The following is a 25,810-nucleotide window of genomic DNA, read 5'->3' as shown; positions in this document are numbered from 1 at the left end:
AGCAAATAAACTATTAGATATTTTCATCTGCTTTATACCATGGCTACTTGGATTTAGAGTACACCATGCTCCTAGTATCTCTCTATTTGAAGGTAGAATTAAGTAGAATGCTATCGACTTACAAAATCTGTTAGAAAGCCCCCATCGATCTGAAAATCATTTACTAACTATCTTTTCAAGATAACGGCCCTACAATTAGGACATGATGTTTCTTTCCTATCGTTCTTCATATCTTCATTTATCAAGTTTTCTATGCATGCTTTATAAAAAATATGGCCACATTTAGTTACATATAAAATATCACTGTCAATGGATATAAGACCAAGGCATATAGAACACTTATGTATGGTCACTTTATCTTGAAGTAGTAATTCAAAAACTTTCGTATGACCTTTTTTCCATGCTATATAAATAGGGGTTTCATCACGATCATTTTTTAAATTAACTTTAACATCAATTTTTGGATCAGTTAGTAATATTTTAACTATTTCTAGGAAACCTCGGCTTGAGGCTATATGAAGAGAGGTTTCATCGTGATAGTTTGTTGCATTGACATTAATTTTTGGATCAGTTAGTAATATTTTAACCATTTCTAGGAAACCCAAGCTTGAGGCTATATGAAGAGGGGTATTTCTAAAATAGGCTTGATTGACATCAATATCCTTATGTTCAATTAAAAGCGAGACGATATCTGGTTTATTTAGTTCTACTGATAAATGAAGAGCGGTTTTGCCTTCTTTACATGTTGCATTGACATTAGTACTTTGATCTTTCATTAAACATTTGACCGCGTTTATATCACCTTGTTCAACTGCTATATGTAAATCTGGCTTTTCATCAGATTTGAAATGAATAATATTACGTGAATCATTACTCAACATTTCCGAACTATATGTTGGCTTTTCATCTTCACCATATTTCCAGTCCATTTTATTACATCCAGTAGTAAGTACTAAATATGAGATAGAAACTAGAATGGATGCCAATTTGTAAAATACAATGACCTCTACATATCTTTTAAACTTTCTACACATAATAATAAAGTTTTTTATAGTTATTATAATATACACGATAACTACCAAAACTTTTTCCATTCAAAATCTACTATTTCGTTTTATTTTACTTTTGACAATATGCTGTATTAGATCCTTGTTTAACTTTTCACTATATAAGGGTACTAGGTAAAATCGTTCGTAAATACATGATAAGTCTTGTTTTATTTAACCAGTTTTTTATTTATGACATATTCTCCCTATTATATGTCAACTTGTATATAGGAAATTATTGTACGCTAAGTCTGTTTTCTTATAGGGGTCTTTTAACTAAAAGCCCAGTTTGTCTGATTTTGGTTCTAAACTCCTTGTTAACCAATTAATTCAGAATAAAAAAGGCTTCTCTTTTCCCTTATAAATTTTTATATAATCATTTGAATATCAATTATTTTATCTATCCTATACAATTCATAGTAAAAATGAGTAAACGTATAGGAATTAATGATAAAAGAGAATCTCAAAAAAGTTATTTAGATGATTTTACTCCTAATGCTACTAGTAAGCCAGAAGTAGCTAGAATGAGTTTTGTGGTTTCTAAAGATATACTAGATAAAATAGAAGCATATATACGTAAAAAGGGTATATCAGGGGATATTTATTATTCTAAAACTAATCTTATTCATGACGCATTAAAAAGTTTTTTATATTGATATTCAGTTGTAGGCTTATAACTTATAAGTATAGCGTTAATTCTATTGGTAAAGTTTGTTAATAAAAATCTTTCTGATAGTCATCATATAAAATAATTATTAGGGATGCGTATAGCCATTGTAGGAGGAGGGCTTGCAGGACTTGCTACTTGTTATCATCTTTTGTCTATAGACCGTAATTTAAAAATACAGTTATTTGAGAAAGAAGGTATAGGCGCAGGCGCTTCAGGAGCTGCTGCAGGATTATTGCATCCATATACAGGTTCTCTTGCACAACTTAACTGGCGTGCCCAACAAGGTATAGCCGCAACCATACAATTACTAGATGCAGCAGCAAAGGCTATAGGGAAAGCAACCTATAAACCAAGTGGTATTGTTCGTTGCGCTATAAATCCAGAGGATCAACAAGTTTTTTCTAATATAGTCCAAACACAAGAGGATCTATCCTTATGGGACCTACAGCATACATATAATGAGACAGGAATATATAGGTCAGCTTTATTTATTCCAGGTGGATTAAGTGTCTATATGGATATTTATTTAAAAGGAATTTGGCATTTATGTGCTCGTTGTGGGGCTGAATTAGCGTTACAGGCTTTTACGCTCAATGACAGTGCTCATTTTGATAAGGTAATTCTAGCTTGTGGTGCTAATATTGTTGGCTTATATCCTGAATTAAATTTAGTGCTAAAAAGAGGAGAGATATTAGTATGCGAAAAAAGATTGACTTATGGACTTATTGGTAACGGTTATTTAAGCCTAACGGATCAAAGTAACATATGTTATATGGGTACAACGTCTAGAACAGACTTAACAGATATTACATTAGATGAGGCTACAAAACTTATTCGATATCAAGTAGATCCATGGTTTAAAAGTGATATTCAAGTACTGGGCTACAAGTCTGGTATTAGGGTGTACCGTTCATTAGTGTCCTCTTATCCAATTATTGATCAATTAGATAATAAAACTTGGTGTTTTACAGGATTAGAGTTTGTAAATAAAATTGTGTAAATGCTTATTATTAACTAATCTAACGGATTAAATCGTTAGTTATAAATGAGTCATAAGCAATGGAACAACAACAAATAAATATAGATCCAAATCTACTAAATGAATTGTCGAAGTCTATTAAGAGTGAAAAAGATTTAGCTATTCTCAGCAAGCAACTATTAAAAATCACGGTAGAACGTGCTATGGATGCAGAATTAGAGGATCATCTTGGCTATGAAAAGCATGCTATAGAAGGCAGGAACACGGGAAATAGCCGTAATGGTTACTCTCCTAAGCGATTAAAGGGTGATTTTGGCGAAATGGAAATTAATACGCCACGTGACCGAAACAGCACGTTCGATCCTCAAATCATTCGCAAAGGGCAAACTCGCTTCACTGAATTTGATGAACAAATTTTGGCTCTTTATGCTAGAGGGATGACTACCAGAGATATTTCAGATACATTCAAAGAGCTGTATGGTACAGAGGTATCACACAGTTTAATTTCGAAAGTAACTGAATCTGTTATTGAGGAGATTACTGTTTGGCAGAATCGTCCATTAGAAACAGTATATCCCATATTGTATTTAGATTGTATCGTTATCAAGTGTCATCAAGATAAACGCGTAATCAACAAATCAATTTATTTGGCATTAGCCATTAATTGTCAAGGGCAAAAAGAATTACTTGGTTTGTGGATAGCAGAAACCGAAGGTGCAAAATTTTGGCTCTCAGTATTAACTGAGTTAAATAATCGTGGCATTAAGGATATTTTTATTGCTTGTGTTGATGGATTAACCGGATTTCCAGATGCTATTAATACAGTATTTCCAAAAACCAAAATTCAGTTATGCATTGTTCATCTTATTCGTAATTCGTTACGTTATGTACCCTATAAGGACATGAAGTCCGTCGCATCGGATCTTAAAGTTATTTATCGCGCTATTTCTCTTGAGCAAGCGGAAGAAGCACTTCTTATTTTTAGTGAAAAATGGGATAAAAAATATCCAGCTATTAGTCGTTCATGGCATAAAAATTGGAGCAACATTATAACTATTTTTGACTATCCTGATGAAATACGAAAAATTATTTATACGACCAATGCCATTGAATCACTCAATAGCGTTATTAGAAAATCTATCAATAACCGTAAAATTTTTCCTAATGACCAATCTGCATTAAAAGTAGTATATTTAGCCATACAGAAGGCATCACAAAAGTGGACTATGTCTTTACATGATTGGAGAGCGGCTCTGAATCGATTCGCTATCGAATTTGAGGGAAGATTCTCCTAAAAAACGGCACTTACACAAAATAATTTACAGGCTCCAGGATTAGGATCCCGTGGTTTAATGTATCACGCTTATCTTGGTTCCATTTTGGCAAAATCCGTTCTACGGAAGTCTTCTAAAATTATTCCACAAGCATGTAAAATAACTGGCTAAATAACGGATGTATACGTAATATTATATCCTTATTTTCTATTAAAAGTACTGAAATACAAACATACGTATCATGTCTACTTATTTTATTCTTAAGTTAAATGGCAGGTGTTCTGCTCTAAACTGGTCAATGAACTTCATTAATATTTTTTTATTATTGTTCACTATATTATGATGAGGTGTGAATTGGCTCCTTAATAAATACAAATGGATATTCCACATCTGATCCAGATACAGAAAACGTATATTCAAATCTTATGTCCCTTATGTCTAATCTTCCTTTTATTATGGTAGTAATCTTTTTGCTACTTACCTTAGCCACTGGCATCTACTATAGTTATAATAATAAGTCAACCACCATTCGAGAATATGCAATAGGAAATAAAACTTTTTCTACAGCTACCCTGGTAGCTACCTTATTAGCTACCGCATATGGTGGAGGAGCGTTGGTATATGTTGTAGAGGAAATTCATAGTGGTGGGCTCTACTGGGTAATCATTGCATTTATAGGTAGCTTCAACATTTGGGTCATTAGTCCTTTAGCATTACGTATGGGTCCGTTTATGAAGCATCTTTCTATGGCAGAAACGCTAGGTAGTGTATATGGTAGGTATGCAAGGATTATTACAGCTTTATCTGGAATTTGTGCTTCTATTGCTACTATTGCGCTGCAAATTAATGTAATGTCACTCGTAATTGGAATGTGTGTAGATTTAATTAATTATCGCGTTATTACTATTCTTGCCACCTTAATCCTTATTTTATATTCTACATTTGGAGGTATTCGTGCAGTCACTTTGACAGATGTATTCCAGTTTTTGACCTTTTCTATTATTATTCCTCTTCTTACTTGGTTTATTTTTATAAATGCAGGAAATCCATTTCCAGAAGTTATTTCCTTTTTACAAACTCAAGAAAAATTTCAGTTTTCGACTGTTTTTCGTTTTGATACTAATCTAGTTGGTATGGTTGCATTGCTTTTATCTTATTTATTGAATTTCATAAAACCTACAACTATACAAAGGATTTACATGTCTTCTGGTCCTATTCAAGCAAAAAAGGTTTTTTTCTATTCTGGTATTGCTTGCTTGTTTATAGACAATCTTATCATCCTTATTGGCTTATTTGTTTTTGTATGGGCGCCAAACTTACCTATGATAGGCGTTTGGGGTTATGTTATGGAGCATATTCCACCTATTTTTCAGGGTTTTGTTACAATCAGTTTATTGGCCATGGCTATGTCCACACCTGATTCTGCATTGAACTCTTGTTCCGTTATAGTTAGCCATGATATACTGGAAAGTGTAAAATTTCTAAAAGTAATGTTTCATCCTTATCAGATTCGACTTGTTAGGATAACTTCCATAGCGATAGGGATATTCGCTATGGTTTTAGCTTTTTATTGTAGAAATTTATTGGATTTACTAAAATTAGGATTAGGTTTTTCTATACCTATAATAACGGCCCCCTTTCTACTATCGGTTTTTGGTTTTCGCGGCACCTCTCGTACCGCTTTGATCGGTATGGCTACAGGTGTATTAACGATTTTAGCTTGGAATAAGTGTGTTGAGCCTGGAACAGGAATAGATGGTTCTTTCATTTCTATGTTGGCCAATGGATTAGCTATGATGGTCGCTCACTATTTCCTAAAACAGCCAGAAAGTGCAGGTTGGGTGGGTACAGATGATACGCTGAAACAAATTCAACAAGAAAATGCCCGTAGGAAGGCAGAACGAAAAGAAAGGATTAAAAATTTTTGGACGGATAAAAAAAATACTTTAGCTAAGCTTCAACCCAATCATTATACACTAACATTTATTGGATTCTATACTGTCATCAGTAATTTATTGACTTACTTTATAGCCTCTATTTCAGGTCATAGTTATTGGCTTATATGCCAAACTTTGTTAGGTGCTTTTTTTTAGGACATAGCACATTTATATCAGACAAGATACAACATATTCCAGGTTGGATGATGGGGCTATTTTTTACAATAGGTCTGGCTTTTTGCCTTCCTATCAATGTACTTTGGCACTGGTGGCATGGCACTAATCTTTTTTTAACCTTAGGATTATCTCTAACTCATTTATCGGTAACCTTGTTGGCCCTACCCTTATATCTGGGTGTAAGTTTTTTAATAGCTACTCTATTAATCGCTATATTTCTTAGTTCAGTCTATTGTACAAATCCATTCGTTCTGGTTCTATCGTCATCAACTATTGCATTTCTATTATTGATTTGTTTAGGCTTAGGATTACTTGTTTTTGGCATTTTTGTTTACCTTAGGCTTAAGGTAAATAGTTATTATGATAAAGTAAGTTACTTGAATGGTAAAGAAGAGTTTAAGGAGGGACAAAAGTTAAAAGCATGCCTATATGATGCATCGCTGGTTCCATCTAATGGTACTACTTCCTCTAGCCCTAGGGGTTATGGGCTTATTTTAAACCAAGTAGTTGGTAAGATTGAGGAATCTATCTCATTCTTAGATAATAATACTCCTATTTATAAGCAAGATTTACAAAGTATTATCAATAAGTTTTATGATTGGATAGCCTATTTCAATAGGAGAGAAAAATATAAAGATCATGCGCTGTTACAGCCTACTCAAATTACTTTCGATAAACTGATTCGTAAAGTGGAAGTGGCATTATTCCAAGAGATTATTGATCCACCTAGGATCCTGTTAGAAACAATAAACGATGCTGATAAAAGCCTATCTATTATAGGCGATATCAACCAATTAGTTTATTTATTGGTTCAATCTGTTTTAAGGATTGCTAAAATAGAGAACGATATTTCACCAGTTATTCGTATACAACTGCATCCTACTACTTTGCACTTTATACAAGTAGATCCTATCGATAACAGCTACCCTACCTTTATGGATTTTAAAGCTACTGCTCTGGTTATCAGCCATACTACTGTTGATGCGAAAGTGTTACCTAAAGTGAAGAAGCAATATGATGATCTCATGGATTATATGGAAACTAAAGGTAAACGGGAAGCTCTCCCATCAATAGATCTTCAGATGCAAACTATGTCCACTATTATTGGGGCACACTATGGATATTTAGAAGCTCCTGATGATGCTAGCAAAAAAGCTATGTTATTGGTATTGCCAAACAAGGTTACGGATATCCTTAGTAGGATGACTACTAAATTGCCTATAGATACTTTAACCACAGGAGCGCCTGTCACACCTAAAGAACAAGCCGATTCGATGATGGTATTGATGCAATTCCATGACTGTGTTTGCAAATCCTCTCTTCAAGAGGATCCTATTGATATGAAAATAATTTCTGGCTTGATTTTATTATTGCGGAAACATTTTGGCTTTAAACGGCATGACTCTGGACAGTTGTTTTATGTTCGATCTGTAGGGATTGCTGCATTAGTGGTAGAATGGGTTGTTCACTCTCCTAAAGTGATTTTATGCTTCTTTACTTTATGAGTTGGTTCGTCGTACTTGTTTGCCGCTTTCTTATATCAAGAAACATTATAATTTAGGTGTTTATGCCTTTGTGTTAAATGTGGTAGGTATAGATAAACGCCAAGACTTAGATCATGCTTCTTTACTTTATGTAAAAAATAGATTAAAGGAAGCAATTAAAGAAGATCACGTACAGCTTTCTGTTCTATTTATAAAACTGGCTGAACGGATTTATGACCTACGTCATGCAGCAGGCTATATCCATCTAACAGAGGTTCAACATATGGCGCAAGAAACATTAGCTATAGATGTGCAAATAGCCAATACATACTTAGGAAAAGAGATAGGAATAGCGTTAAAGAAAGCCGCTAAACAGGCACTGGAGGTTTGCAAAAATACAAATAAAGAAAAGGGTATTATGACAAAAAAATAGAAATATCTCTCATATAAATTAAAGTAAAATACTTTTTTGTAACTTAAAAGAACTAGTATTTTATATTTGTACCTACAAATACATTTAAGTAATTATTCCTTTCCAACTATTTAATGCTTATTAAAAAGCTACCTTTATGACAGAAAGAGTAAAGCATGATAGGCTCGCTAAAAAAATTCTTTCCGATCCAATAGCTGCTAAGGAGTTTTTAACCCATTATTTACCAGAGTCTTGTAAATCATTATTGGATCTGAACACGCTTAAAGTTGAAAAAGAATGATTTGTAGAAGAAAACTTAGTGATTTGGTTTTTCTATAAAGATGAAAAACAATAAAAAAGCATTCATTTACACGTTAATAGAGGCAGAGGTTAGCCCTAAGTATTGGACAGCGTTTAAGTTATGGAAATATATGTTTCTCTTACTTGAAAGGCATAAAACAGATCATGTGTCCAAATTACCCTTAGTAATTCCGCTGGTCGTATACCATGGTAATAAACCCTTTAGTGTCCCAAGAAATTTATGGGAGTTGTTTAGTGAACCTAGTCTTGCTAAAGAGCTAATGGGGGGTGATTATCAATTGGTAGACCTATATGCTATGCCAGATGATGAGATCAAAAATAAGGCGCATCTAGTCATGCTCGAATATTTTATGAAGCATGTTCACTTCCGTGATATGCTTAAGCTATGGGAGAAATTTTTAGAAAACTTTAAGTCTTGTATTATCCTTGATAAAGAAAATAAGGAAGATATGATGAGAACTATAGCACAAAAATATAGGGAAGAAGATATCAAAATAGGACAGGAAAAAGTAAATTAGAAGGCACAGAAGAAGGTAAGTTAGGAATTGCCAAATCCATGCTTTTGAATGGCTACGCCATAGAGGATATTGTTCTTCTTACTGGTTTATCTCGTTCTCGTATCCAGAAGCTTGTATAGGCTTGTTTATCATAACTATCTTCCTCGAAGCGTTGGAAGTGTTCATCTAAGCTGTATCAGTTTGCTGGCTCATCTCAGCTCACACTTTAATCTACCTGAAAAAAAGATGTCGAACTGAGACGCTGTGCGCCACACTTTTTTTTATAGGCAGACTACTAACCGGGGACACGTGCAACTTTTTCCAAGGCGTGCTTTTCCTTTTTTCGGTGTAACCTTGCCATACAGTTGAATAATACTGCAAAATAAAAACCTCAACGGTCAGTAGCACGGGCAACCTCAGCAGCAGCAGAAGCAACCCGATTAGCAAAACCACCAATAGCAGTAGCAGCACCCACCACACCCTTAGCACAACTATGAAGAGTAGGCACAGCAACATTAACAACCACACGAGCAGCAACCACACGAGCAGCAGCACGAGTAGCAGTAACAACAGCATGCACATCTTCTAAACCGATATTGCTTAGCTACAGTATTGCATGCACCGAATGATAACAACCACAATAGAAAAACTTTTTTATTTTCCATAATTTCTTAAGTAGATAGGTTTAGTTATTATGGTAGCTCAAAAACAACTGAATCAACATCCTTTGTATGGACTAACTTAACCATTTCAAAGCAAGCATTCCACAAAGCAACTTGCTACAAGTTTAACAAACTTAAATCAACCAGTTTGTTTTATAGCTTAATAATTTAAAAAAAAAATTATACTTTACATAGCCAAGCATCATTTACCTAAGTTTTTTGAAAAGTAGATCAACCGCATGATATATTTTTAGTAGCTTTGCTACATTCATGGAACAACACACATTATCCTATGTCAAACCACTGCTGTTTACCAAAACCATCTAGTCAACCTCTTTCGAACGCTTCAACACCAAAATCGCCATCAGAAATTGAACTTCGAAAGAGGTCTATCTATAATTTAACGGACAAAGAGTTGATGCTTTGGTTAGAAGAACAAGGCGAAAAACCCTTTCGTTGTGCCCAAATCTGGAAATGGCTCTACCAAAAACGTGTAAGTAGCTTTAGTGAAATGAGTGACTTAAGTTTAACCACCCGATCGCTTTTGGATAACCACTTTTCACTGGTTTCTATGACAGAAGATAAAGTTCAATATGCAAAAGATGGCACCATTAAATGTTTGCTGAAACTGACAGATGGCAATTTAATTGAAACGGTTTTAATGGAACACAGCTATGGTCTATCCATTTGTGTGACCACACAAGTAGGTTGTAACATTGGTTGTACCTTTTGTGCCAGTGGTCTTTTAACCAAGAAAAGAGATTTAACAGCAGGTGAAATAGTCGAACAACTGCTCCACATGCAAAAAAAATTAGATATAGCGCCTGAACAAAAAAGAATTAGCCATATCGTAGTCATGGGTATTGGAGAACCATTCGATAACTATGACCATGTTTTGCGCTTTATACGCATTGTGAATCATGCCAAAGGCCTCGCTATTGGTGCGCGACATATTACCGTTTCTACCAGTGGACTAGACCGCAAAATCAAAGCCTTTGCAGATGAGGGACTACAGGTAAACCTTGCGCTTTCTTTGCATGCAGCCAATAATCCGCTGCGCACACGCATCATGAAACTCAACAAAGCCATTCCCATAGAAAAACTTATGGAAGCTATCGATTACTACTTGGATAAGACAAACAGACGCGTAACCTTTGAATACATTCTACTAAAGGATGTAAATGACTCAGAATCATCCGCTTTTGAACTAGCCAATTTAATTTTAGCACGCAAGCAACGCCATCTGGTTTATGTAAATCTGATTCCTTATAACCCTGTAGATGAATTAGACCATTACAAACGCAGTACCCCTCAAACCATTCATCGTTTTGTTTCTACGCTACGTGCACAGGGGATCTATGCCGTTGTGCGTGCAGAGCACGGTACAGATATTGACGCCGCTTGTGGGCAATTGCGCAGCAAACAACTGAACCATAAGCTAGGCGCTTAATTCAGACTCGACTTCTTTTCGAAACACGCGTTTCGAAAAGAAGTCGACTGCTACCTTTGGTATAAATGGTTGAAAAATGCTAACTTGGCTCAGCCATTAGACCTTTTTCAAAACCTACTTAATGCCCATTAGAAAGCGCGTTTTGAAAGCGGTCTATGGTTTAAAGTAAGAAATTCTTTAAGCCAAAATCAAGCATTTACACATAAAAAGTATACATATTATGAATAAAACAGTTGTTACTAAAGAAGAAATTCTAGCCTATCATGCGCAATTTCCTGCTGGTAAGATAGGTACCTGTGCCACCAAATCATTCCATACCCCTCGTGATATCATTACGGCTTATACCCCTGGCGTGGGTGTGATTTGCGAAGAAGTTGCTGCCGCTAACGAAAAAGCTTACCAATATACTAATAAAGGCAACTTAGTAGGTGTGATATCCAATGGAACCGCTGTATTGGGTTATGGTCACATTGGTCCTTTAGCGGCTAAACCAGTGATGGAAGCCAAGGCCATGATCTTAAAAAAGTTTGCTGGCGTGGATGCTTTTGATATTGAAATTGATGCAACTGCTCCTGAAGATGTGATACAAGTTATTAAAGCCTTGGCGCCTACTTTTGGTGCGCTTAACCTAGAGGATATTAAAGCACCTGAATGTTTTCAGATCGAAGAAGCTTTAATGGCTCAATTGGATATACCCATTATGCATGATGACCAGCATGCTACCGCTATTGTGGCAGCTGCTGCTTTATTAAATGCCTTATTAATTGTAAATAAAGATATTAAACAGGTACAGATTGTTTTTAGTGGAGCGGGCGCAGGCGCAACCGCTACGGCAAAACTTTTGATTGCCTTAGGCGCCAATCCGGCCCATATCGTTATGTGCGATAGAAAAGGGGTTATTCGTAAAGATAGAGATGATCTTGACCCGATTAAAGCACCATTTGCTACAGACCGTCCTGTACATACCCTACATGATGCAGTGGTTGGGGCGGATGTATTTATAGGCCTCTCTTCTGGCAATCTATTAATGAGCCAAAGTGTAGAGCGCATGGCTACCGATCCTATTATTTTTGGGTTGGCCAACCCGCTCCCAGAAATCTCTTATCGAGATGCTATGGCCACTAGACCAGATGTGATCTTTGCTACCGGACGTAGCGATTACCCCAACCAAGTAAATAATTTACTTGCCTTCCCTTATGTTTTTAGAGGTGCCTTAGATGTACGTGCTTCTGCCATTAATGGAGCCATGCAACAGGCTGCTGTACAAGCCATTCAACAACTGGCACAAGAAGAAGTACCCGTTTGTGTGCGTAAATACTATGGTGGGACCATACATTTTGGCAAAGAATACCTACTCCCTAAGCCGATGGATACGCGTTTGCTCTCTAAAGTTTCTATAGCCGTTGCACAGGCTGCTATGGATTCTGGTGTAGCTAGAAATCCTATTAATGATTGGGAGGCCTATAAAGTGGAGTTACTAGAGCGCGTAAGTCATCAAAATTAATGGTAAGCTATGAAAATATCCTTAAACTGGCTGAAGTCCTATATTGATTTTGATGTAAAGGCCACTGATGTGGCAGCTCTTTTAACCCAAAGAGGGTTAGAAGTAGCCCATATATATCCTGCCATTAAGGGTCATTTAGAAGGACTTATCATAGGTGATGTGGTAGCTTGTCTACCACACCCTAATGCAGATAGGTTAAAACAAACCTTAGTAGACATTGGATCAGAGCAGCCATGCACTATTGTTTGTGGGGCCCCTAATGTGCAAGTGGGGCAGAAAGTAGTAGTTGCACCCGTAGGCAGTACGATTTATAATTATGCAGACCAAGCTCCTTTTCAAATTAAAAAAGTTAAGATTAGGGGCGTCTGGTCTGAAGGAATGATTTGCGCAGCAGATGAAATAGGCATCAGCCCAACCCATGAAGGCATTCTGGTATTGACCACTACACTACCTGCAGGCACCCCTGCTAAAGCCTACTTCAAAGCGCTACTAGATGAAATATTAGAAATCGAGATTACACCCAATAGAGCAGATGGCTGCTCACACCTAGGTGTGGCCAGAGAACTTAAAGCAATTTGGCATCTTCCTATTACGCTTCCTTCTATTGAAGCCTTTCGCCCAGTACGGTTCGATTGCCCATTAAAAATAGGGCGCATAGATCCTGACCTATGCCCACGCTATACTGGTCTACTGCTTAAAAATATCTCGATTCAACCTTCGCCTGAATGGCTTCGGACTAGGTTGTCCCATATTGGGGTCAAACCCATTAATAATGTAGTAGATGTAACCAATTTTGTATTACATGAATTGGGGCAGCCATTACATGCTTTCGACTATGATACCCTCATCGGCGATACCCTTACGGTTCAGAAATGCCCTCCAGCTACCTTGTTTACAGGCTTAGATGGCGTAGAAAGAAAACTAATGGGCCATGAGTTAATGATTTGCGACGGAGCAGGGCCTATCTCAATGGCTGGCATCCTAGGCGGACTCAGGACATGTATTACCGATGCCACGCAACATATTTTCATAGAAAGTTCCTATTTTAATCCATCGGTTATACGCCGTGCTGCCCAACACCATTCCCTTAAAACCGATGCCTCTTTCCGATTTGAACGGGGAACAGACCCCAACCTACCCCTTTATGCATTAAAAAGAGCAGCACTATTATTACAAGAGCTGATCCCATCTGCAGAAGCATACGAAGTGGTAGAATATTATCCCACACCATGCGCACACTTTACCATTCCTATAACCTATGCTGCAATCAACCGCTCTTTAGGTATAACGATTGACCCAACGATTATTAAACAAATTTTAACAGACTTAGAACTAGCTATTGAAGCAACAACTGATCAAGGGTTTACAGCAAAAGTACCACCTTACCGAGTAGATGTGACCAGAAAAGCGGATCTAATTGAAGAAATTGCACGCATATATGGCTACGACCGCCTACCCAACCACTTAACAGCTACCTACTTTTCACCTGAGCATAAAATAGATAACGCCTATACGGTCGCAGAAGAAATAAGTAAAGTATTGGTAGCCAATGGCTATTATGAAATATGCACCAATTCTTTAACAAAAGATGCCTATGCAGCGCTAGGGCATACTGAAAAAGCCGTTTCGATTCTCAATCCACTCAGTGGGTCTACTGGTATATTACGCCCTACACTGCTCTTTAGCGGGCTAGAAGTCATCACCTATAATATTGCACGCCGTCAGTATGATTTAAAGCTATTTGAGCTGGGAACTACCTATAGCCAAGATGGTACATCCTATCATGAAACAAAAAGGCTTGCCCTTTGGCTGACTGGTCAAATAGAACGACCCAATTGGGTGCGTCAGCTGGGCCCTGTAACCTTAGATAGCTTGCGGGCTACTATAGAACAGCTTATGCAAAAGCTGGGCATTATGGATTTATCTTATAGAGCAGCCATAGACCCATGCTATACACAAGCTGTTCAAGGCCTATATAAAGAAACCGTAGTTATGACTTTTGGTCAAATCGAGTCATCTATTGTAGATTATTTTTCCTTGGAACAACCTGTTTTCTTTGCAGATATTGATTGGAGCCACCTGTTAAAGATGCATAAACCGCATAAAGTTTATGAGCCTGTTTCTAAATTTCCTGCTGTTACAAGAGACCTCTCTTTGATAGTAGATAAGGCGGTTGTATTCCAAAGCATAAAAGCGCTCATTCTAAAGCAGAGGCATAAACCTATTCAAGCCATCCATCTTTTTGATGTCTACGAGGGGTCACAGCTACCAGCAGATAAAAAATCTTATGCGATTCGTTTTACCCTACAGGATAGAAACAAAACACTAGATGACAAAAGTATTGACCAAATCATGCACCAACTGATTCAAACTTTTGAACGTGATTTAAATGCCATTATTAGAAGATAATCCATCTAAAGAGGCGCACCTCACCATAGCGCGCTTTGAAAAAGCGCTTATGCAGCTGCTGCAGTCCCATGCAGACGACCAAAAAAAAATCATCCAATTAACAGCAGACAACAAACGATTAAAGGAACTATTGGAAGCACCAAAAACAAACCTGAATAGACCAACCGCAGCAAAAGATAAAGCCCTGCTGTTAGATAATGATTTAACGCATCAAATTAATAAGTATATCAAAGAAATAGATCTCTGTTTAGCCTATTTTGAACAAACATAAAAAAATGGAATCACTTTCTATAAAAATTAAAATTAGTGACCGGATCTATCCCATGAAGGTGCAACCGGAGGATGAAACCTTTGTAAGAGCAGCTAGTAAAATCTTAGCAGAGCGGATTCAAGGATATCAAAAAAAACTGGGCATTCACGATCACCAAGACTTATTGGCTATGGTAGCATTCGATTGCCTCGTAGGCTATTTAAAAGTGCAAGAAGCAGATGCAACACAAACCAACCAGCTCATCCAAAAAATCAACAGCTGGGGAGATTGTATTGAAAAAGCATTGCACTAGATAAATATATCTATTTTACCTTTCCTTTCGCTAGGTTGCGTACAATAGATTTAGTAATATTATAAATTATGTGTCGATATATTTTTGTTACAGGCGGGGTCGTTTCTTCACTAGGGAAAGGGGTATGTGCAGTCAGCATAGCCGCACTATTGCAAGCCCATGGCTATCGGATTAGATTAAAAAAACTGGATCCCTACTTAAATGTAGATCCTGGCACGATGAGTCCGTATCAACATGGCGAGGTCTTTGTGACATCTGATGGAGAAGAAGCCGACCTAGACCTTGGATATTATGAAAGATTCACAGATATCCCTGCCTCCAAGCATGACACTATAACCAGTGGCAAAATTTATGAAAAGCTTATTAGTAAAGAGCGGAAAGGCAACTACCTTGGAGGCACCGTTCAAATCATCCCCCATTTAACAGATTTGATACAAGATTTTATTAAGTTTGGTGAAAATGAGGTAGATTTCATGATATGCGAAATAGGTGGTACAGTTGGGGATATAGAAGCATTGCCTTATCTTGAAACCATTAGACAAATCAGATACCTACTAGGCAGTACCAACGTTTTATCTATACACCTCACCTTACTGCCTTATATTGCAACTGCTGACGAGCTTAAAACAAAACCTACACAACATTCCGTTAAAGAGCTAAGGTCTATAGGCATTCAACCAGATTTAATAATATGCAGAGCTGATCGAGCCATTCCACCATCTTTATTGCATAAGATAGCCGTTGCTTGCAGCATTCCAAACAATAGAGTAATAGTTGGCATGGATCAAAAGACCATATATCATGTACCTCTTTCTTACTATAAGCATAATATTGATAAAGAGATCCTCACATACTTTGGCTTAACGTATTCAGATACCATCAACTTAGACAAATGGCACTTCATTGAAAGCGGGATTACAGCTTGTGAAAAAAACGTACATGTAGCCATTGTTGGCAAGTATAATAGCTTCCAGGATGCGTATAAATCTCTTGTAGAAGCTTTTTTACATGCAGGCATTCACTACAAATATAAAATAAACCTAATATGGATTGATTCAGATGACCCTGACTATCAGATTAATGAAAAATTACATACCATTGATGGCATCATGATTCCTGGAGGATTTGGGATACGAGGCATAGAAGGCAAAATCAAGGCAATTGAATATGCCAGAAAAAATAAAATTCCTTTATTTGGTATTTGTCTTGGTATGCAATTAATCGCCATAGAGTTTGCGCGGAATGTGCTTGGGATAAAAGATTCAAATTCTACAGAGTTTACAAGTAATTGCGCCAATGTGATTGATTTGATGACGAATTGGCACAATGGAGAAGAAAAAGAAATGCGTGCACATACCTCAAATTTAGGAGGCACCATGCGCCTTGGGAACTATGAAAGCATTTTGACGCATGGCAGTAAAATCAAAGAGATCTATAAACTTGACCAAATTATAGAACGGCATAGGCATCGCTTTGAGTTTAATATAAACTATAAACATGCTTTTGAAAAAGCGGGTATGCGCGTAGGTAGCATCTCAGCTGATGGCAATTTGGTTGAAGCGCTAGAGCTAGATGGACACCCTTGGTTTATAGGAGTCCAGTTTCATCCAGAATATAGGTCTAGACCATTTAGCCCTCATCCTTTATTTTTATCTTTTGTTGAAACTTTAATCAAGCAAAAAAAACATATCTAATATGCTGTTCCCATTTAACTTGACGCAATGGAAACAACCGCCCATTAAAATGATTTTTTATTGGATAGTCAATACAATATACCCCTTAAGTTGACGCCATTGTGTGAACAGATACCTATAAAGTTTTGTATAAACGCAATCATTTACTTACACCTACAAAGTTTGTTTATACGCTTACATTTTTACCTTAAAAGGTATTAATATTAAGCTTAAACAAGCATCTACCTAGTTCGTTTAGGTAGTAAATCAACTACAATAAAGCTCATTTATAGGTGAAAATGAAAAACAGCATAACATGATTATTAATCAATTCCTTACTTTACTTACCCATAGCAAGTTTAACTGGATCGCACTGCACCCAGAATAACCAAAATAAAACTACAAGCCCAACAGATACAAAAAACCATCTATATGAAACGTTCCACATAATAGAGCCTAACCCAACAGGTCCAACAGCCCCCTCCATATGAAAAGTTCTACATCATAAGACCATCTAAATAAGGGTGCAATTAGAAAGTGTAGCTTACAGATGAATAGAAAAACATACGACAGTTTGCAGTGAGGGATTGCAGCTTTAAACAGGTACATAGAAGGCATATATAAAAAAAACCAACCCTCAAAAATGAATGAGTGCTGGTCTTTAAGTAAAATAGGCTAAGCAAGAACTATGCTTAACCTGACAAACTACGCCTAAAAGGACGAGATTTAAATCGATTAAAACCTGAACCTTGTCTAAACGAACGCCTCTCTTCTTTTTCTACTGGCTCATTATGAATAATACGCCAAAGCCTCTTTTCTTGAGGAGAAGCAATCATAGATAAAGCAAAGCCTGTAGCACCAGCCCTACCAGTTCTACCAATTCTATGGGTATAATCTTCAGCAGCTTGCGGAAAATCATAATTGATTACATGTTTGATGTGATCAATATCCAATCCCCTTGCAGCTACATCAGTGGCTACAATAATAGAATAATGCTTATTTCTAAAGTCTTTTATTACACGCTTGCGTTGGTGCTGCTTCAATCCACCATGAATCGCACGAACTTTAAAATTTGCTTGCTGCAATTGGTAACTGATGCCATCAGCTCTTATTTGCGTTTTTACAAAGATGATAACAGAGCCCTCTCGCTTACCAAGTTGCTCCAATAAAAGTTGGAACTTTCCTGATTCTGGTACATAAAGAGATTCTTCTTGAATATTTTTGCATTCATTATCCGCAATCTCCACATTAATCCGTGCCGGCTGCCTTAAATAAGACCCAGCCAATCGCTCAATGCTTCTATCCAAAGTAGCTGAAAACATTAAAGTTTGTCGTTCTACCGGCAAACGCTTAATAATCTTATCGATCTGAATCGAAAAACCCATATCCAGCATTCGGTCAATCTCATCCAATACCAAAAAGGTAGTGCCATCCAAATGCAACGAACCCCTGCATAAATGATCTTCTACACGACCAGGTGTACCTACAATAATGTTGGGGTTTGTACGCAAACGCATTAACTGCTTCCCAATAGGCTCTCCTCCTATTAACAATACCGTACGCAAATGCTTACAGCCACTCACCATGCTTGACATCACGCCTGCTACCTGCTCAGCAAGCTCTCGTGTAGGCGCCAATACCAACACACTGCCACTAGAACGCTGCATAAGCTGTGCCACTACAGGTATAGAAAAAGCGGCTGTTTTGCCGCTACCTGTTTTAGAAGAACCCAAGATGTCTTGACCGGTCAAGGCTACTGGAATCACCTGATCTTGAATAGCAGTAGGGTGGTCATACTGCATTCTTGCCAACGCTCCTAAAAGAGCTGATGGCAGATTATAATTTTGAAAAGTATTACTCAAAGTACAATGTTAAAATTTAAAAAGTGCTTGATGTGTGGTTTACACATCAAGCACTTTAATGTTACTAGCTACCTCCTTACCTCTATCGCTGGTGATTTCAAAGTCCACCGATTGACCTTGGTCTATCATGCTTACTCTAGACGCCACAAGCGCACTTATATGCACAAAAACATCCTTACCTCCATTTGCTGGTTTGATAAACCCATAACCTTTGGCTGGGTCAAACCATTTTACTACTCCTTCCATGGGAAACAAAAAACTATTATTTATTAAAAATTAGACTTCAAACGCTCTTAACCTACCTTTTACTTATACAATTGTTAAACGAGCAATCTATAGGTACCTTGATGCAAGGTTGGAATAAAAAAAACGCTAGTTGCAAGGTAAAGTTTTTTGTTCAAAAAAGAAAACTTACCTTGATAAAAACGTGTATGCACACAAATAGACAGCTGAATGGATATCTAATACCTTAGCTAGGTAAAGTTAAGCTTTTTTAGCAAACTATGAATCAATATAGGTTTGGGCAAAGTTTCAATCTCTGTACGGTTAAATGCTACTAAGGAAAATTGACTGAGCAGGTATTTGGCTTCTTGCAAGAATGCTGAAGTAAGTTCTATCTTATGGAATTTGACGAACAACTTCTGATGGGTTAACAAATGGCACGCCTCTTTTTCAAAGGTAGTAATGGGTAACTGATGCTTTTTAGCTAAAGTAAACAAAGGATCATCTATTTGGTCTACAACCAAACGTTGTTGATTTTCTAGTAAATAGAAGTCATACATGCCCTTCCAAATATCACTTTTTAAACGTTTCTTCATGTATATAACCTCCTTATACTGTAAAATAAAATAATCAAAATAACGGATTCTTTTATTCAGCCTATTGCTTTTAACAGGTAGTGTTTTTTGTCTATCGGTATAAGCTGCAATGCAATACCGCTCAAAAGGACAAGTAGTACAAAAAGGAGCTGCTGGCGTACATTGGAGTGCGCCAAAATCCATAATGGCTTGGCTATAGGTATCGGGTTGTATAGGGTCTACCAGTAGGGTTGCAAACTGGTGCATCTGTTTTCTGCCTTGCGGTGTACCTATATCATAGGTTAGCCCAAAAATACGTGCCAATACACGGTAAACATTTCCATCCACCGCTGCAACTACTTCTTTAAAAGCAGTTGCAGCAATGGCTGCAGCTGTATAAGGACCAATCCCTTTAAGCATAAGTAATTCCCGGTAACTAGTGGGAAAAACACCATCGTATTGCGCAACAATGGTTTGTGCACAATGGTGTAAGTTGCGTGCTCTACTATAGTAACCCAATCCTTGCCACAAACGTAAAACCTCTTGCTCTGTAGCAGTAGCTAATGCCATTACAGAAGGGTATTTCGCTACAAAACGCTCATAGTAGGGCAACCCCTGCACTACTCTTGTTTGTTGTAGAATAATTTCTGATAACCATATTTTATATGGATCTTTAGTAATACGCCAAGGCAAAGAACGCTGATGTGATTTATACCAAGCAAACAACAACCTACGAAACAGAAGATGATTGATCGTACCCATTAACATACAAATAACTAAAAGTGTAACGGCATATTTTATTATATTTGAAGAATAAGTATACTGCGTGCTTAAAGCTTAAGGCAGCTATCAAAATGGGTATGCTGCATGAATAGCTTAAAATACCAAAAGTTTAAATGGCGCGCTATTTTTTTCCTGCCATTTTAGAAATAGATAATATAGTTAAAAATAAAAGTATCCCAAAAGCAAAATATAATGAGTTTAAAATTAACCAATCCACTTGCTTTTTTAGATTTAGAAACTACAGGTACCAATGTGGTACATGATCGCATTGTAGAAATTGGCATGATTAAGCTTATGCCGGGTGGCAACCGCTTAACCTTTTACAAAAGAATTAATCCAGAACAAGCTATTCCTACTGAAGCCAGTTTAATTCACGGTATTTATGCTGAGGATATACAAGATAAACCAACCTTTAAACAAATAGGTAAAGAATTGATTTCGTTTTTAAAAGGAGCTGACTTAGCGGGTTTTAATCTATTACGTTTTGATATACCCATATTGGCAGAAAGCTTTTTGCGTGCAGAATTGGATTTTAAAGTAGAGAATCGAAAAATTGTAGATGTGCAAAAACTTTTTCACCTCATGGAAAAAAGAACGTTAAAAGCAGCTTATCAATTTTATTGTCAAAAAGAGCTAGAAGGCGCTCATAACGCCATGGTAGATATAGAAGCTACTTTAGAAATATTAATGGAACAAGTTAAAAGGTATGAAAATCAATCTGTAGTCGATCCTTTAGGCAATACATTGGGTGTCATAAAAAATGATGTTGCTACGCTACACCATTTAACCAATACCAACATGGTGGATTTTGCAGGTAGAATGGTTTACAATGAACAACATCTACCCATCTTTAACTTTGGCAAACATAAAGGCAAAGCGGTATCAGAGGTACTCAAATTAGAACCTTCTTACTATAACTGGATGATTCAAGGAGACTTTCCTCTGGATACCAAACGTAAACTCACACAAATTAAAATGGGCATGCTCTAAAATAAATAGCTTCTTCCTATTTTCGGATACCTTTAGACCTTTTGAAAAAACTTTTTATCCTGATCTTAAAAGGTTTTTTACGTTCCCCCTTATTACCCTGATTCACCTGTTGTGTATCATTCAATTCTTCTGATATGACGGATACAAAGTTTTCATTATATGACATGGCTCTAACGGTGTTGTTATATGTAACCCTTTGTGCGGTTTTAACTTTTTTTTGTTGAGGTAATTGTTGTGTACCATTCAGATGTTTCTGATCATTCGGTTTGTGTGGCATAAGTCCGGAGAATATGAAATTGACTACATCTATATGTGAATCACTTCATTGTTTCCTCTCATCCTCATCACTATTACCAAGTCGACCAGACATCCCGCTACATCCGGTTTCCGTGGCGAGCAAAAGTGTACCAACTGCTGGAAATATTGTCTTAGAAAGAATAAAACCCTTGCGAATTGATTTATTTTTGTATATATTCATATGTGTAGTTGGTTTTCAATTATAGTTTAGTGTAATGTAAGCCCATGCATTAAGAGACGATACCAATTAGCGTGTAGGGTGCGCCTACTGGTAATAGGATGCATCTACTGGTAAATAGATCACTTGATGTGTGGGCTTTGCCATGCCATGTGGTTACTAACTTTAACCTATACTTTAAAATAGGCTCGTATCCAGTGCAATGTTACGAATATATATTGCCAATTCCAATAGTCTTTAATTTTATAGAGCGATTGCCTAAGCTTTGTTGATTCGAGATGCGTTCAAGCAATAGCGTCAATTTAAAGCGTATATTTTATTGATTATCAATATAAAACATTATTTTAATGGGCAATTACTTCCATTGAGTTAAGTTAAAACGCCAATGGCCCGCCCATAAAAAAACTGGCGCTTCAGCAACCATTGGCCTCCTTATTTTACTGTGTGCCAAACTTTTTAAAATCCTTAAGGAAATCATCTACACCCTTTCGCATGGCCTCTATATCTCCTATGTATGACGATGTTTTCTTTATGCAAGCCGCATTAAAAGAGGCCGAGCGTGCTGCTGAAGCAGGCGAGGTGCCAGTTGGCGCAGTGGTTGCGGCCGATGATAAGATTATTGCACGTGCCCACAACCAAGTAGAACAACTCAAAGACCCAACCGCTCATGCAGAATTACTAGCCATAACCGCTACCGCTGGTTATTTCAATAGCAAATACCTCCCTAATTGTACCTTATATGTTACCCTAGAACCCTGCATCATGTGTAGCGGTGCACTCTACTGGTCCCAAATCAAACGGCTTGTTTTTGGCGCTAGTGATCCCAAAAGGGGCTACCAGGCCCTATCCTGCCCTATCCTGCACCCACGCACAGTTGTTCAGCCAGCTATTTTAGCTAAAGAAAGCAACCAATTGCTGATTTGTTTTTTTAAAAAGTTAAGAAACACTATATTGTAGCAGAACAAACTAGATTGTATGTTTATTTTAAAAATTTAGATGCTTATGATTTTTACACTTCCCCCTTTGCCTTATGCCTATAGCGGCCTAGAGCCTTACATAGATGCCCAAACTATGGAGATCCATCATACCAAACACCATCAAACCTATGTGGATAAACTCAATCAGGCTGTAGCAGGTACCGCCATAGCAACCGCACAAGGTACGGAACGATCGGTTTTAACCCATCTTCTAAAAGATATAAGCGCCTACCATACTTCCGTGCGCAACAATGCGGGTGGTCACTTTAACCATTTATTTTTCTGGCATAGCCTTACACCTCATACGCCACAAGCACCTGGTGCCAGCTTGCTCCATGCATTAGAACAGTCATTTGGAAGCTTTGAAGCATTTAAAGAAATGTTTACAGCAGCTGCTGTTGCACACTTTGGTTCTGGATGGGCTTGGTTATCTCTATCCAAAAAAGAGGGCCGTTTGTTTATCTCTACAACGAACAATCAAGATAATCCACTTATGAATACCACCCCTGTTCAAGAACAAGGTCTGCCTATTTTAGGGCTAGATGTATGGGAGCATGCCTATTACCTTCTTTACCAGAATAGACGCTTGGCCTACATAGAGGCTTTTTGGAAAATCATTTGCTGGAAGGCAATTGAAGATAGATACACCGAGGCGATACAATAAAAAACTGCGTAATGCCCATCCGCCCATATAAAAGTGTAGAGGCAAATCTGCGCCAACTATTTCTTTTGCTATAAGAAATTTATTTAGAGCCTTTTATCGTGTTTTTTCAATACTTTTTTTGTAAAGTTGCATCTTCACTTATAAAAAATAGCGCTTCAATTTAAATCAAAATATGAAACAAAGAGAAAAAAAGTTTGTGCAACACAACGCCCCTCAGTCCATTTTTGTATTAGCCATATTAGTCATATTGGGATTGCTGTTTTACTATAGCAAAGAGCGAAATACCATTGCCATTTCTGAGAAACGTTTTGAAACCATGATGCTTAACCAGGAGGTTAGGTCTGTTACTTTAATTACCAATCAACATTTGGTCGAAGTAGTCCTCAAGCAAGAGGCATTCAAAAAAGAGGTTTATCAAAAGGAGTTGGCAGGAAGAACCGCCTGGAAGGGCACAAGTGGCCTGGTATATACTTTTCGAATACCCAATTTTGACATCTTTGATAAAAAATTTGCAGAAATAGAATCAAAAATAGCGCCTGAAGCTAGAATAGGCTATACTTGTGAAGAACGTTCAGAGCCTACTAGTTTTATCAACTGGTCTTTTTTGCTGACGCTATTTCTTATCTACTGGTTCTTTATTCGCAAACCAGGCAATGGCATGGCAGGCCCTGGCACACAGCTTTTTAACATGAATACGTTAAAAGCAACCATTTTTGATAAGGACAATCAATTAAAAGTTACCTTCCAGGATGTAGCTGGCATGAAAGAGGCCAAAGAAGAGGTAAAAGAGGTGGTAGACTTTTTGAAAACACCTGAAAAATTTACCCTGCTTGGCGGAAAAATTCCTAAAGGTGTACTGCTGGTAGGGCCTCCAGGAACAGGCAAAACATTACTGGCCAAAGCAGTAGCTGGAGAAGCAGGTGTTCCTGTTATTTGTCTTTCTGGCTCAGACTTTGTAGAAATGTTTGTTGGTATAGGTGCTGCGCGTGTCCGTGACCTCTTTAAAAGAGCGAAAGAAAAGGCGCCTTGTATTATTTTTATTGATGAAATAGACGCAGTAGGTAGAACACGCGGTAAAGCCAATATGCCTGGCGTCAATGATGAGCGTGAAAACACCTTAAATTCTCTATTGGTAGAAATGGATGGTTTTTCAACCAATTCTGGTGTGATTGTAATAGGTGCGACCAATCGATCAGAGGTATTGGATCCTGCGCTGCTGCGTCCAGGAAGATTTGATAGGCAGATTACCATAGATAACCCAGATGTAATAGACAGAGAAGCCATTATACGCTGCCATAGCAAAAGGCTAAAATTAGAAAGGCATATACGCATTAAGCAACTGGCAGAACAAACCCCGGGGTTCTCTGGAGCCGATCTCTCTAACATGTGCAACGAAGCAGCTTTAATAGCCGCCAGAAAAAACAGAAAGTTTGTAACGATGAGCGATTTTCATGCGGCTATAGATCGCATCGTTGGTGGCTTAGAGAAGAAAAATAAACTGATCTCTCCAGAGGAGAAAAAAATAGTAGCCTACCACGAAGCAGGCCATGCGATTGCTGGGTGGTTTTTAGAGCATGCCCATCCACTCGTAAAGGTAAGTATTATACCACGCGGTATTGCCGCATTGGGCTATGCACAGTATTTGCTTAAGGAACAATTCATCTATCAAGAAAACCAATTGTTGGATGAATTAGCTATGGCACTGGGCGGAAGAGCTGCTGAAGAGCTTATTTTTGGAAAAATTTCTACAGGTGCCCTAAGTGATCTGGAGCGTACTACGAAATTGGCCTATAGTATGGTCACGATCTATGGCATGAATCCTAAAGTAGGCCATCTCTCTTTCCACAACGCCAAACAAGCAGACTATACTTTTACCAAGCCTTATTCAGAAACAACCGCTTATACGATAGATGAGGAGGTAAAAGCGATTATAGATGGTGCATATGAACGCGTCAAAGCATTGCTTGCAGAAAAAATTGATAAGCTCACCCTTTTGGCGGAAGCGCTATTGGTAAGAGAAACAATGTTTAAATCAGATTTAGAGCGTTTAATAGGGAAACGCTTTGCTAAGGAAACGAAGGATAGCGCTGCTGAAGATGCCCCTCAAGTGTCACCAAGTGAAGAAGAATCTGGTGATGTACCAGAAAGCTCCTCTTTATCAAATGAGCTCGAGTAAGTATAGAGCAAGTAAGGCATCAAAAATA

At 37.5% G+C, this 25,810-nt stretch carries 24 protein-coding genes; 18 read left to right on the top strand and 6 right to left on the bottom strand.

Annotated features, from left to right (window positions below; genetic code table 11):
- Window positions 1–167 precede the first annotated feature (167 nt).
- Entirely contained in the window at window positions 168–1,034 is an 867-nt protein-coding gene (locus ACOALF_RS03550) for an ankyrin repeat domain-containing protein (RefSeq protein ID WP_419241134.1), read from the bottom strand.
- A gap of 437 nt (window positions 1,035–1,471) precedes the next feature.
- Here ACOALF_RS03550 and ACOALF_RS03545 point away from each other — a divergent pair, with 437 nt between their 5' ends.
- From ACOALF_RS03545 to ACOALF_RS03510, 8 genes are all read left to right on the top strand, one after another.
- Window positions 1,472–1,702: a hypothetical protein gene (locus tag ACOALF_RS03545; protein ID WP_419241133.1), complete on the top strand. Its 231-nt coding sequence runs from the start codon at window positions 1,472–1,474 to the stop codon at window positions 1,700–1,702.
- 105 nt (window positions 1,703–1,807) lie between these two features.
- Complete coding sequence (locus tag ACOALF_RS03540; RefSeq protein ID WP_419241132.1) at window positions 1,808–2,716, top strand: FAD-dependent oxidoreductase; 909 nt, start codon at window positions 1,808–1,810, stop codon at window positions 2,714–2,716.
- 59 nt (window positions 2,717–2,775) lie between these two features.
- Window positions 2,776–3,990, top strand: a complete 1,215-nt coding sequence (locus ACOALF_RS03535; RefSeq protein WP_419241131.1) for an IS256 family transposase — start codon at window positions 2,776–2,778, stop codon at window positions 3,988–3,990.
- A 413-nt stretch (window positions 3,991–4,403) separates the two neighbouring features.
- Window positions 4,404–6,062: a sodium:solute symporter family protein gene (locus ACOALF_RS03530; protein WP_419241130.1), complete on the top strand. Its 1,659-nt coding sequence runs from the start codon at window positions 4,404–4,406 to the stop codon at window positions 6,060–6,062.
- Window positions 6,032–7,588, top strand: a complete 1,557-nt coding sequence (locus ACOALF_RS03525) for a hypothetical protein (protein ID WP_419241129.1) — start codon at window positions 6,032–6,034, stop codon at window positions 7,586–7,588. Before ACOALF_RS03530 ends, ACOALF_RS03525 begins: the two co-directional genes overlap by 31 nt.
- A 1-nt stretch (window position 7,589) precedes the next feature.
- The gene (locus tag ACOALF_RS03520) at window positions 7,590–8,000 is read left to right on the top strand and encodes a hypothetical protein (protein WP_419241128.1); all 411 of its coding nucleotides are present in this window, start codon (window positions 7,590–7,592) and stop codon (window positions 7,998–8,000) included.
- 136 nt (window positions 8,001–8,136) lie between these two features.
- On the top strand, window positions 8,137–8,280 hold the full coding sequence (locus ACOALF_RS03515; protein ID WP_419241127.1) for an Rpn family recombination-promoting nuclease/putative transposase: 144 nt from the start codon (window positions 8,137–8,139) through the stop codon (window positions 8,278–8,280).
- A gap of 40 nt (window positions 8,281–8,320) precedes the next feature.
- Window positions 8,321–8,818, top strand: a complete 498-nt coding sequence (locus ACOALF_RS03510; protein ID WP_419241126.1) for an Rpn family recombination-promoting nuclease/putative transposase — start codon at window positions 8,321–8,323, stop codon at window positions 8,816–8,818.
- A 370-nt stretch (window positions 8,819–9,188) separates the two neighbouring features.
- On the opposite strand, the gene ACOALF_RS03505 is transcribed toward ACOALF_RS03510, so the two are convergent.
- On the bottom strand, window positions 9,189–9,377 hold the full coding sequence (locus tag ACOALF_RS03505; RefSeq protein WP_419241125.1) for a hypothetical protein: 189 nt from the start codon (window positions 9,375–9,377) through the stop codon (window positions 9,189–9,191).
- A gap of 374 nt (window positions 9,378–9,751) precedes the next feature.
- Here ACOALF_RS03505 and rlmN point away from each other — a divergent pair, with 374 nt between their 5' ends.
- The 6 genes from rlmN (at window position 9,752) to ACOALF_RS03475 (ending at window position 17,079) form a co-directional block, all read left to right on the top strand.
- Window positions 9,752–10,909 carry a 23S rRNA (adenine(2503)-C(2))-methyltransferase RlmN gene (gene rlmN, locus ACOALF_RS03500; protein WP_419241124.1) on the top strand — a complete coding sequence of 386 codons (1,158 nt, stop codon included), beginning with the start codon at window positions 9,752–9,754 and terminating at the stop codon, window positions 10,907–10,909.
- A 220-nt stretch (window positions 10,910–11,129) separates the two neighbouring features.
- On the top strand, window positions 11,130–12,413 hold the full coding sequence (locus ACOALF_RS03495; RefSeq protein WP_419241123.1) for a malic enzyme-like NAD(P)-binding protein: 1,284 nt from the start codon (window positions 11,130–11,132) through the stop codon (window positions 12,411–12,413).
- 9 nt (window positions 12,414–12,422) lie between these two features.
- On the top strand, window positions 12,423–14,822 hold the full coding sequence (gene pheT / locus ACOALF_RS03490; RefSeq protein ID WP_419241122.1) for a phenylalanine--tRNA ligase subunit beta: 2,400 nt from the start codon (window positions 12,423–12,425) through the stop codon (window positions 14,820–14,822).
- Complete coding sequence (locus ACOALF_RS03485; RefSeq protein WP_419241121.1) at window positions 14,803–15,093, top strand: hypothetical protein; 291 nt, start codon at window positions 14,803–14,805, stop codon at window positions 15,091–15,093. Before pheT ends, ACOALF_RS03485 begins: the two co-directional genes overlap by 20 nt.
- Entirely contained in the window at window positions 15,080–15,385 is a 306-nt protein-coding gene (locus tag ACOALF_RS03480) for a cell division protein ZapA (protein WP_419241120.1), read from the top strand. The genes ACOALF_RS03485 and ACOALF_RS03480 overlap by 14 nt, the downstream gene beginning before the upstream one ends.
- Window positions 15,386–15,453: 68 nt before the next feature.
- Window positions 15,454–17,079, top strand: coding sequence for a CTP synthase (locus ACOALF_RS03475; protein ID WP_419241119.1), 1,626 nt, complete (start codon window positions 15,454–15,456; stop codon window positions 17,077–17,079).
- 671 nt (window positions 17,080–17,750) lie between these two features.
- On the opposite strand, the gene ACOALF_RS03470 is transcribed toward ACOALF_RS03475, so the two are convergent.
- The 3 genes from ACOALF_RS03470 to mutY all read right to left on the bottom strand — a co-directional run bounded on the left by ACOALF_RS03470 (window position 17,751) and on the right by mutY (window position 20,485).
- The gene (locus tag ACOALF_RS03470; RefSeq protein WP_419241118.1) at window positions 17,751–18,920 is read right to left on the bottom strand and encodes a DEAD/DEAH box helicase; all 1,170 of its coding nucleotides are present in this window, start codon (window positions 18,918–18,920) and stop codon (window positions 17,751–17,753) included.
- A gap of 39 nt (window positions 18,921–18,959) precedes the next feature.
- On the bottom strand, window positions 18,960–19,166 hold the full coding sequence (locus tag ACOALF_RS03465; protein WP_114910160.1) for a cold-shock protein: 207 nt from the start codon (window positions 19,164–19,166) through the stop codon (window positions 18,960–18,962).
- A 227-nt stretch (window positions 19,167–19,393) separates the two neighbouring features.
- A complete protein-coding gene (gene mutY / locus ACOALF_RS03460) occupies window positions 19,394–20,485 on the bottom strand; it encodes an A/G-specific adenine glycosylase (RefSeq protein ID WP_419241117.1) in 1,092 nt (363 codons plus the stop codon).
- Window positions 20,486–20,692: 207 nt separating this feature from the next.
- Here mutY and ACOALF_RS03455 point away from each other — a divergent pair, with 207 nt between their 5' ends.
- Window positions 20,693–21,490: an exonuclease domain-containing protein gene (locus tag ACOALF_RS03455; RefSeq protein ID WP_419241116.1), complete on the top strand. Its 798-nt coding sequence runs from the start codon at window positions 20,693–20,695 to the stop codon at window positions 21,488–21,490.
- A 16-nt stretch (window positions 21,491–21,506) separates the two neighbouring features.
- Here ACOALF_RS03455 and ACOALF_RS03450 read toward each other — a convergent pair whose 3' ends face one another.
- Window positions 21,507–21,767, bottom strand: a complete 261-nt coding sequence (locus ACOALF_RS03450; RefSeq protein WP_419241115.1) for a hypothetical protein — start codon at window positions 21,765–21,767, stop codon at window positions 21,507–21,509.
- A gap of 690 nt (window positions 21,768–22,457) precedes the next feature.
- Here ACOALF_RS03450 and ACOALF_RS03445 point away from each other — a divergent pair.
- The 3 genes from ACOALF_RS03445 (at window position 22,458) to ftsH (ending at window position 25,782) form a co-directional block, all read left to right on the top strand.
- On the top strand, window positions 22,458–22,922 hold the full coding sequence (locus ACOALF_RS03445; protein ID WP_419241114.1) for a nucleoside deaminase: 465 nt from the start codon (window positions 22,458–22,460) through the stop codon (window positions 22,920–22,922).
- Window positions 22,923–22,967: 45 nt separating this feature from the next.
- Window positions 22,968–23,606: a superoxide dismutase gene (locus tag ACOALF_RS03440; RefSeq protein WP_419241113.1), complete on the top strand. Its 639-nt coding sequence runs from the start codon at window positions 22,968–22,970 to the stop codon at window positions 23,604–23,606.
- 172 nt (window positions 23,607–23,778) lie between these two features.
- Window positions 23,779–25,782 carry an ATP-dependent zinc metalloprotease FtsH gene (gene ftsH, locus ACOALF_RS03435; RefSeq protein ID WP_419241112.1) on the top strand — a complete coding sequence of 668 codons (2,004 nt, stop codon included), beginning with the start codon at window positions 23,779–23,781 and terminating at the stop codon, window positions 25,780–25,782.
- Window positions 25,783–25,810: the final 28 nt, after the last annotated feature.

Source organism: Cardinium endosymbiont of Nabis limbatus, assembly GCF_965196625.1.
GTDB lineage: Bacteria > Bacteroidota > Bacteroidia > Cytophagales > Amoebophilaceae > Cardinium.
This window is presented reverse-complemented; position numbering and strand designations above follow the sequence as displayed.

Excerpts from the sequence above, each read along its gene's own strand:
- ACOALF_RS03550 (WP_419241134.1), bottom strand. The coding sequence starts at position 1,034 with ATGTGTAGAAAGTTTAAAAGATATGTAGAGGTCATTGTATTTTACAAA.
- ACOALF_RS03545 (WP_419241133.1), top strand. The coding sequence starts at position 1,472 with ATGAGTAAACGTATAGGAATTAATGATAAAAGAGAATCTCAAAAAAGT.
- ACOALF_RS03540 (WP_419241132.1), top strand. The coding sequence starts at position 1,808 with ATGCGTATAGCCATTGTAGGAGGAGGGCTTGCAGGACTTGCTACTTGT.
- ACOALF_RS03535 (WP_419241131.1), top strand. The coding sequence starts at position 2,776 with ATGGAACAACAACAAATAAATATAGATCCAAATCTACTAAATGAATTG.
- ACOALF_RS03530 (WP_419241130.1), top strand. The coding sequence starts at position 4,404 with ATGTCTAATCTTCCTTTTATTATGGTAGTAATCTTTTTGCTACTTACC.
- ACOALF_RS03525 (WP_419241129.1), top strand. The coding sequence starts at position 6,032 with ATGCCAAACTTTGTTAGGTGCTTTTTTTTAGGACATAGCACATTTATA.
- ACOALF_RS03515 (WP_419241127.1), top strand. The coding sequence starts at position 8,137 with ATGACAGAAAGAGTAAAGCATGATAGGCTCGCTAAAAAAATTCTTTCC.
- ACOALF_RS03510 (WP_419241126.1), top strand. The coding sequence starts at position 8,321 with ATGAAAAACAATAAAAAAGCATTCATTTACACGTTAATAGAGGCAGAG.
- rlmN (WP_419241124.1), top strand. The coding sequence starts at position 9,752 with ATGTCAAACCACTGCTGTTTACCAAAACCATCTAGTCAACCTCTTTCG.
- ACOALF_RS03495 (WP_419241123.1), top strand. The coding sequence starts at position 11,130 with ATGAATAAAACAGTTGTTACTAAAGAAGAAATTCTAGCCTATCATGCG.
- pheT (WP_419241122.1), top strand. The coding sequence starts at position 12,423 with ATGAAAATATCCTTAAACTGGCTGAAGTCCTATATTGATTTTGATGTA.
- ACOALF_RS03485 (WP_419241121.1), top strand. The coding sequence starts at position 14,803 with ATGCCATTATTAGAAGATAATCCATCTAAAGAGGCGCACCTCACCATA.
- ACOALF_RS03475 (WP_419241119.1), top strand. The coding sequence starts at position 15,454 with ATGTGTCGATATATTTTTGTTACAGGCGGGGTCGTTTCTTCACTAGGG.
- ACOALF_RS03465 (WP_114910160.1), bottom strand. The coding sequence starts at position 19,166 with ATGGAAGGAGTAGTAAAATGGTTTGACCCAGCCAAAGGTTATGGGTTT.
- mutY (WP_419241117.1), bottom strand. The coding sequence starts at position 20,485 with ATGTTAATGGGTACGATCAATCATCTTCTGTTTCGTAGGTTGTTGTTT.
- ACOALF_RS03455 (WP_419241116.1), top strand. The coding sequence starts at position 20,693 with ATGAGTTTAAAATTAACCAATCCACTTGCTTTTTTAGATTTAGAAACT.
- ACOALF_RS03450 (WP_419241115.1), bottom strand. The coding sequence starts at position 21,767 with ATGCCACACAAACCGAATGATCAGAAACATCTGAATGGTACACAACAA.
- ACOALF_RS03445 (WP_419241114.1), top strand. The coding sequence starts at position 22,458 with ATGGCCTCTATATCTCCTATGTATGACGATGTTTTCTTTATGCAAGCC.
- ACOALF_RS03440 (WP_419241113.1), top strand. The coding sequence starts at position 22,968 with ATGATTTTTACACTTCCCCCTTTGCCTTATGCCTATAGCGGCCTAGAG.
- ftsH (WP_419241112.1), top strand. The coding sequence starts at position 23,779 with ATGAAACAAAGAGAAAAAAAGTTTGTGCAACACAACGCCCCTCAGTCC.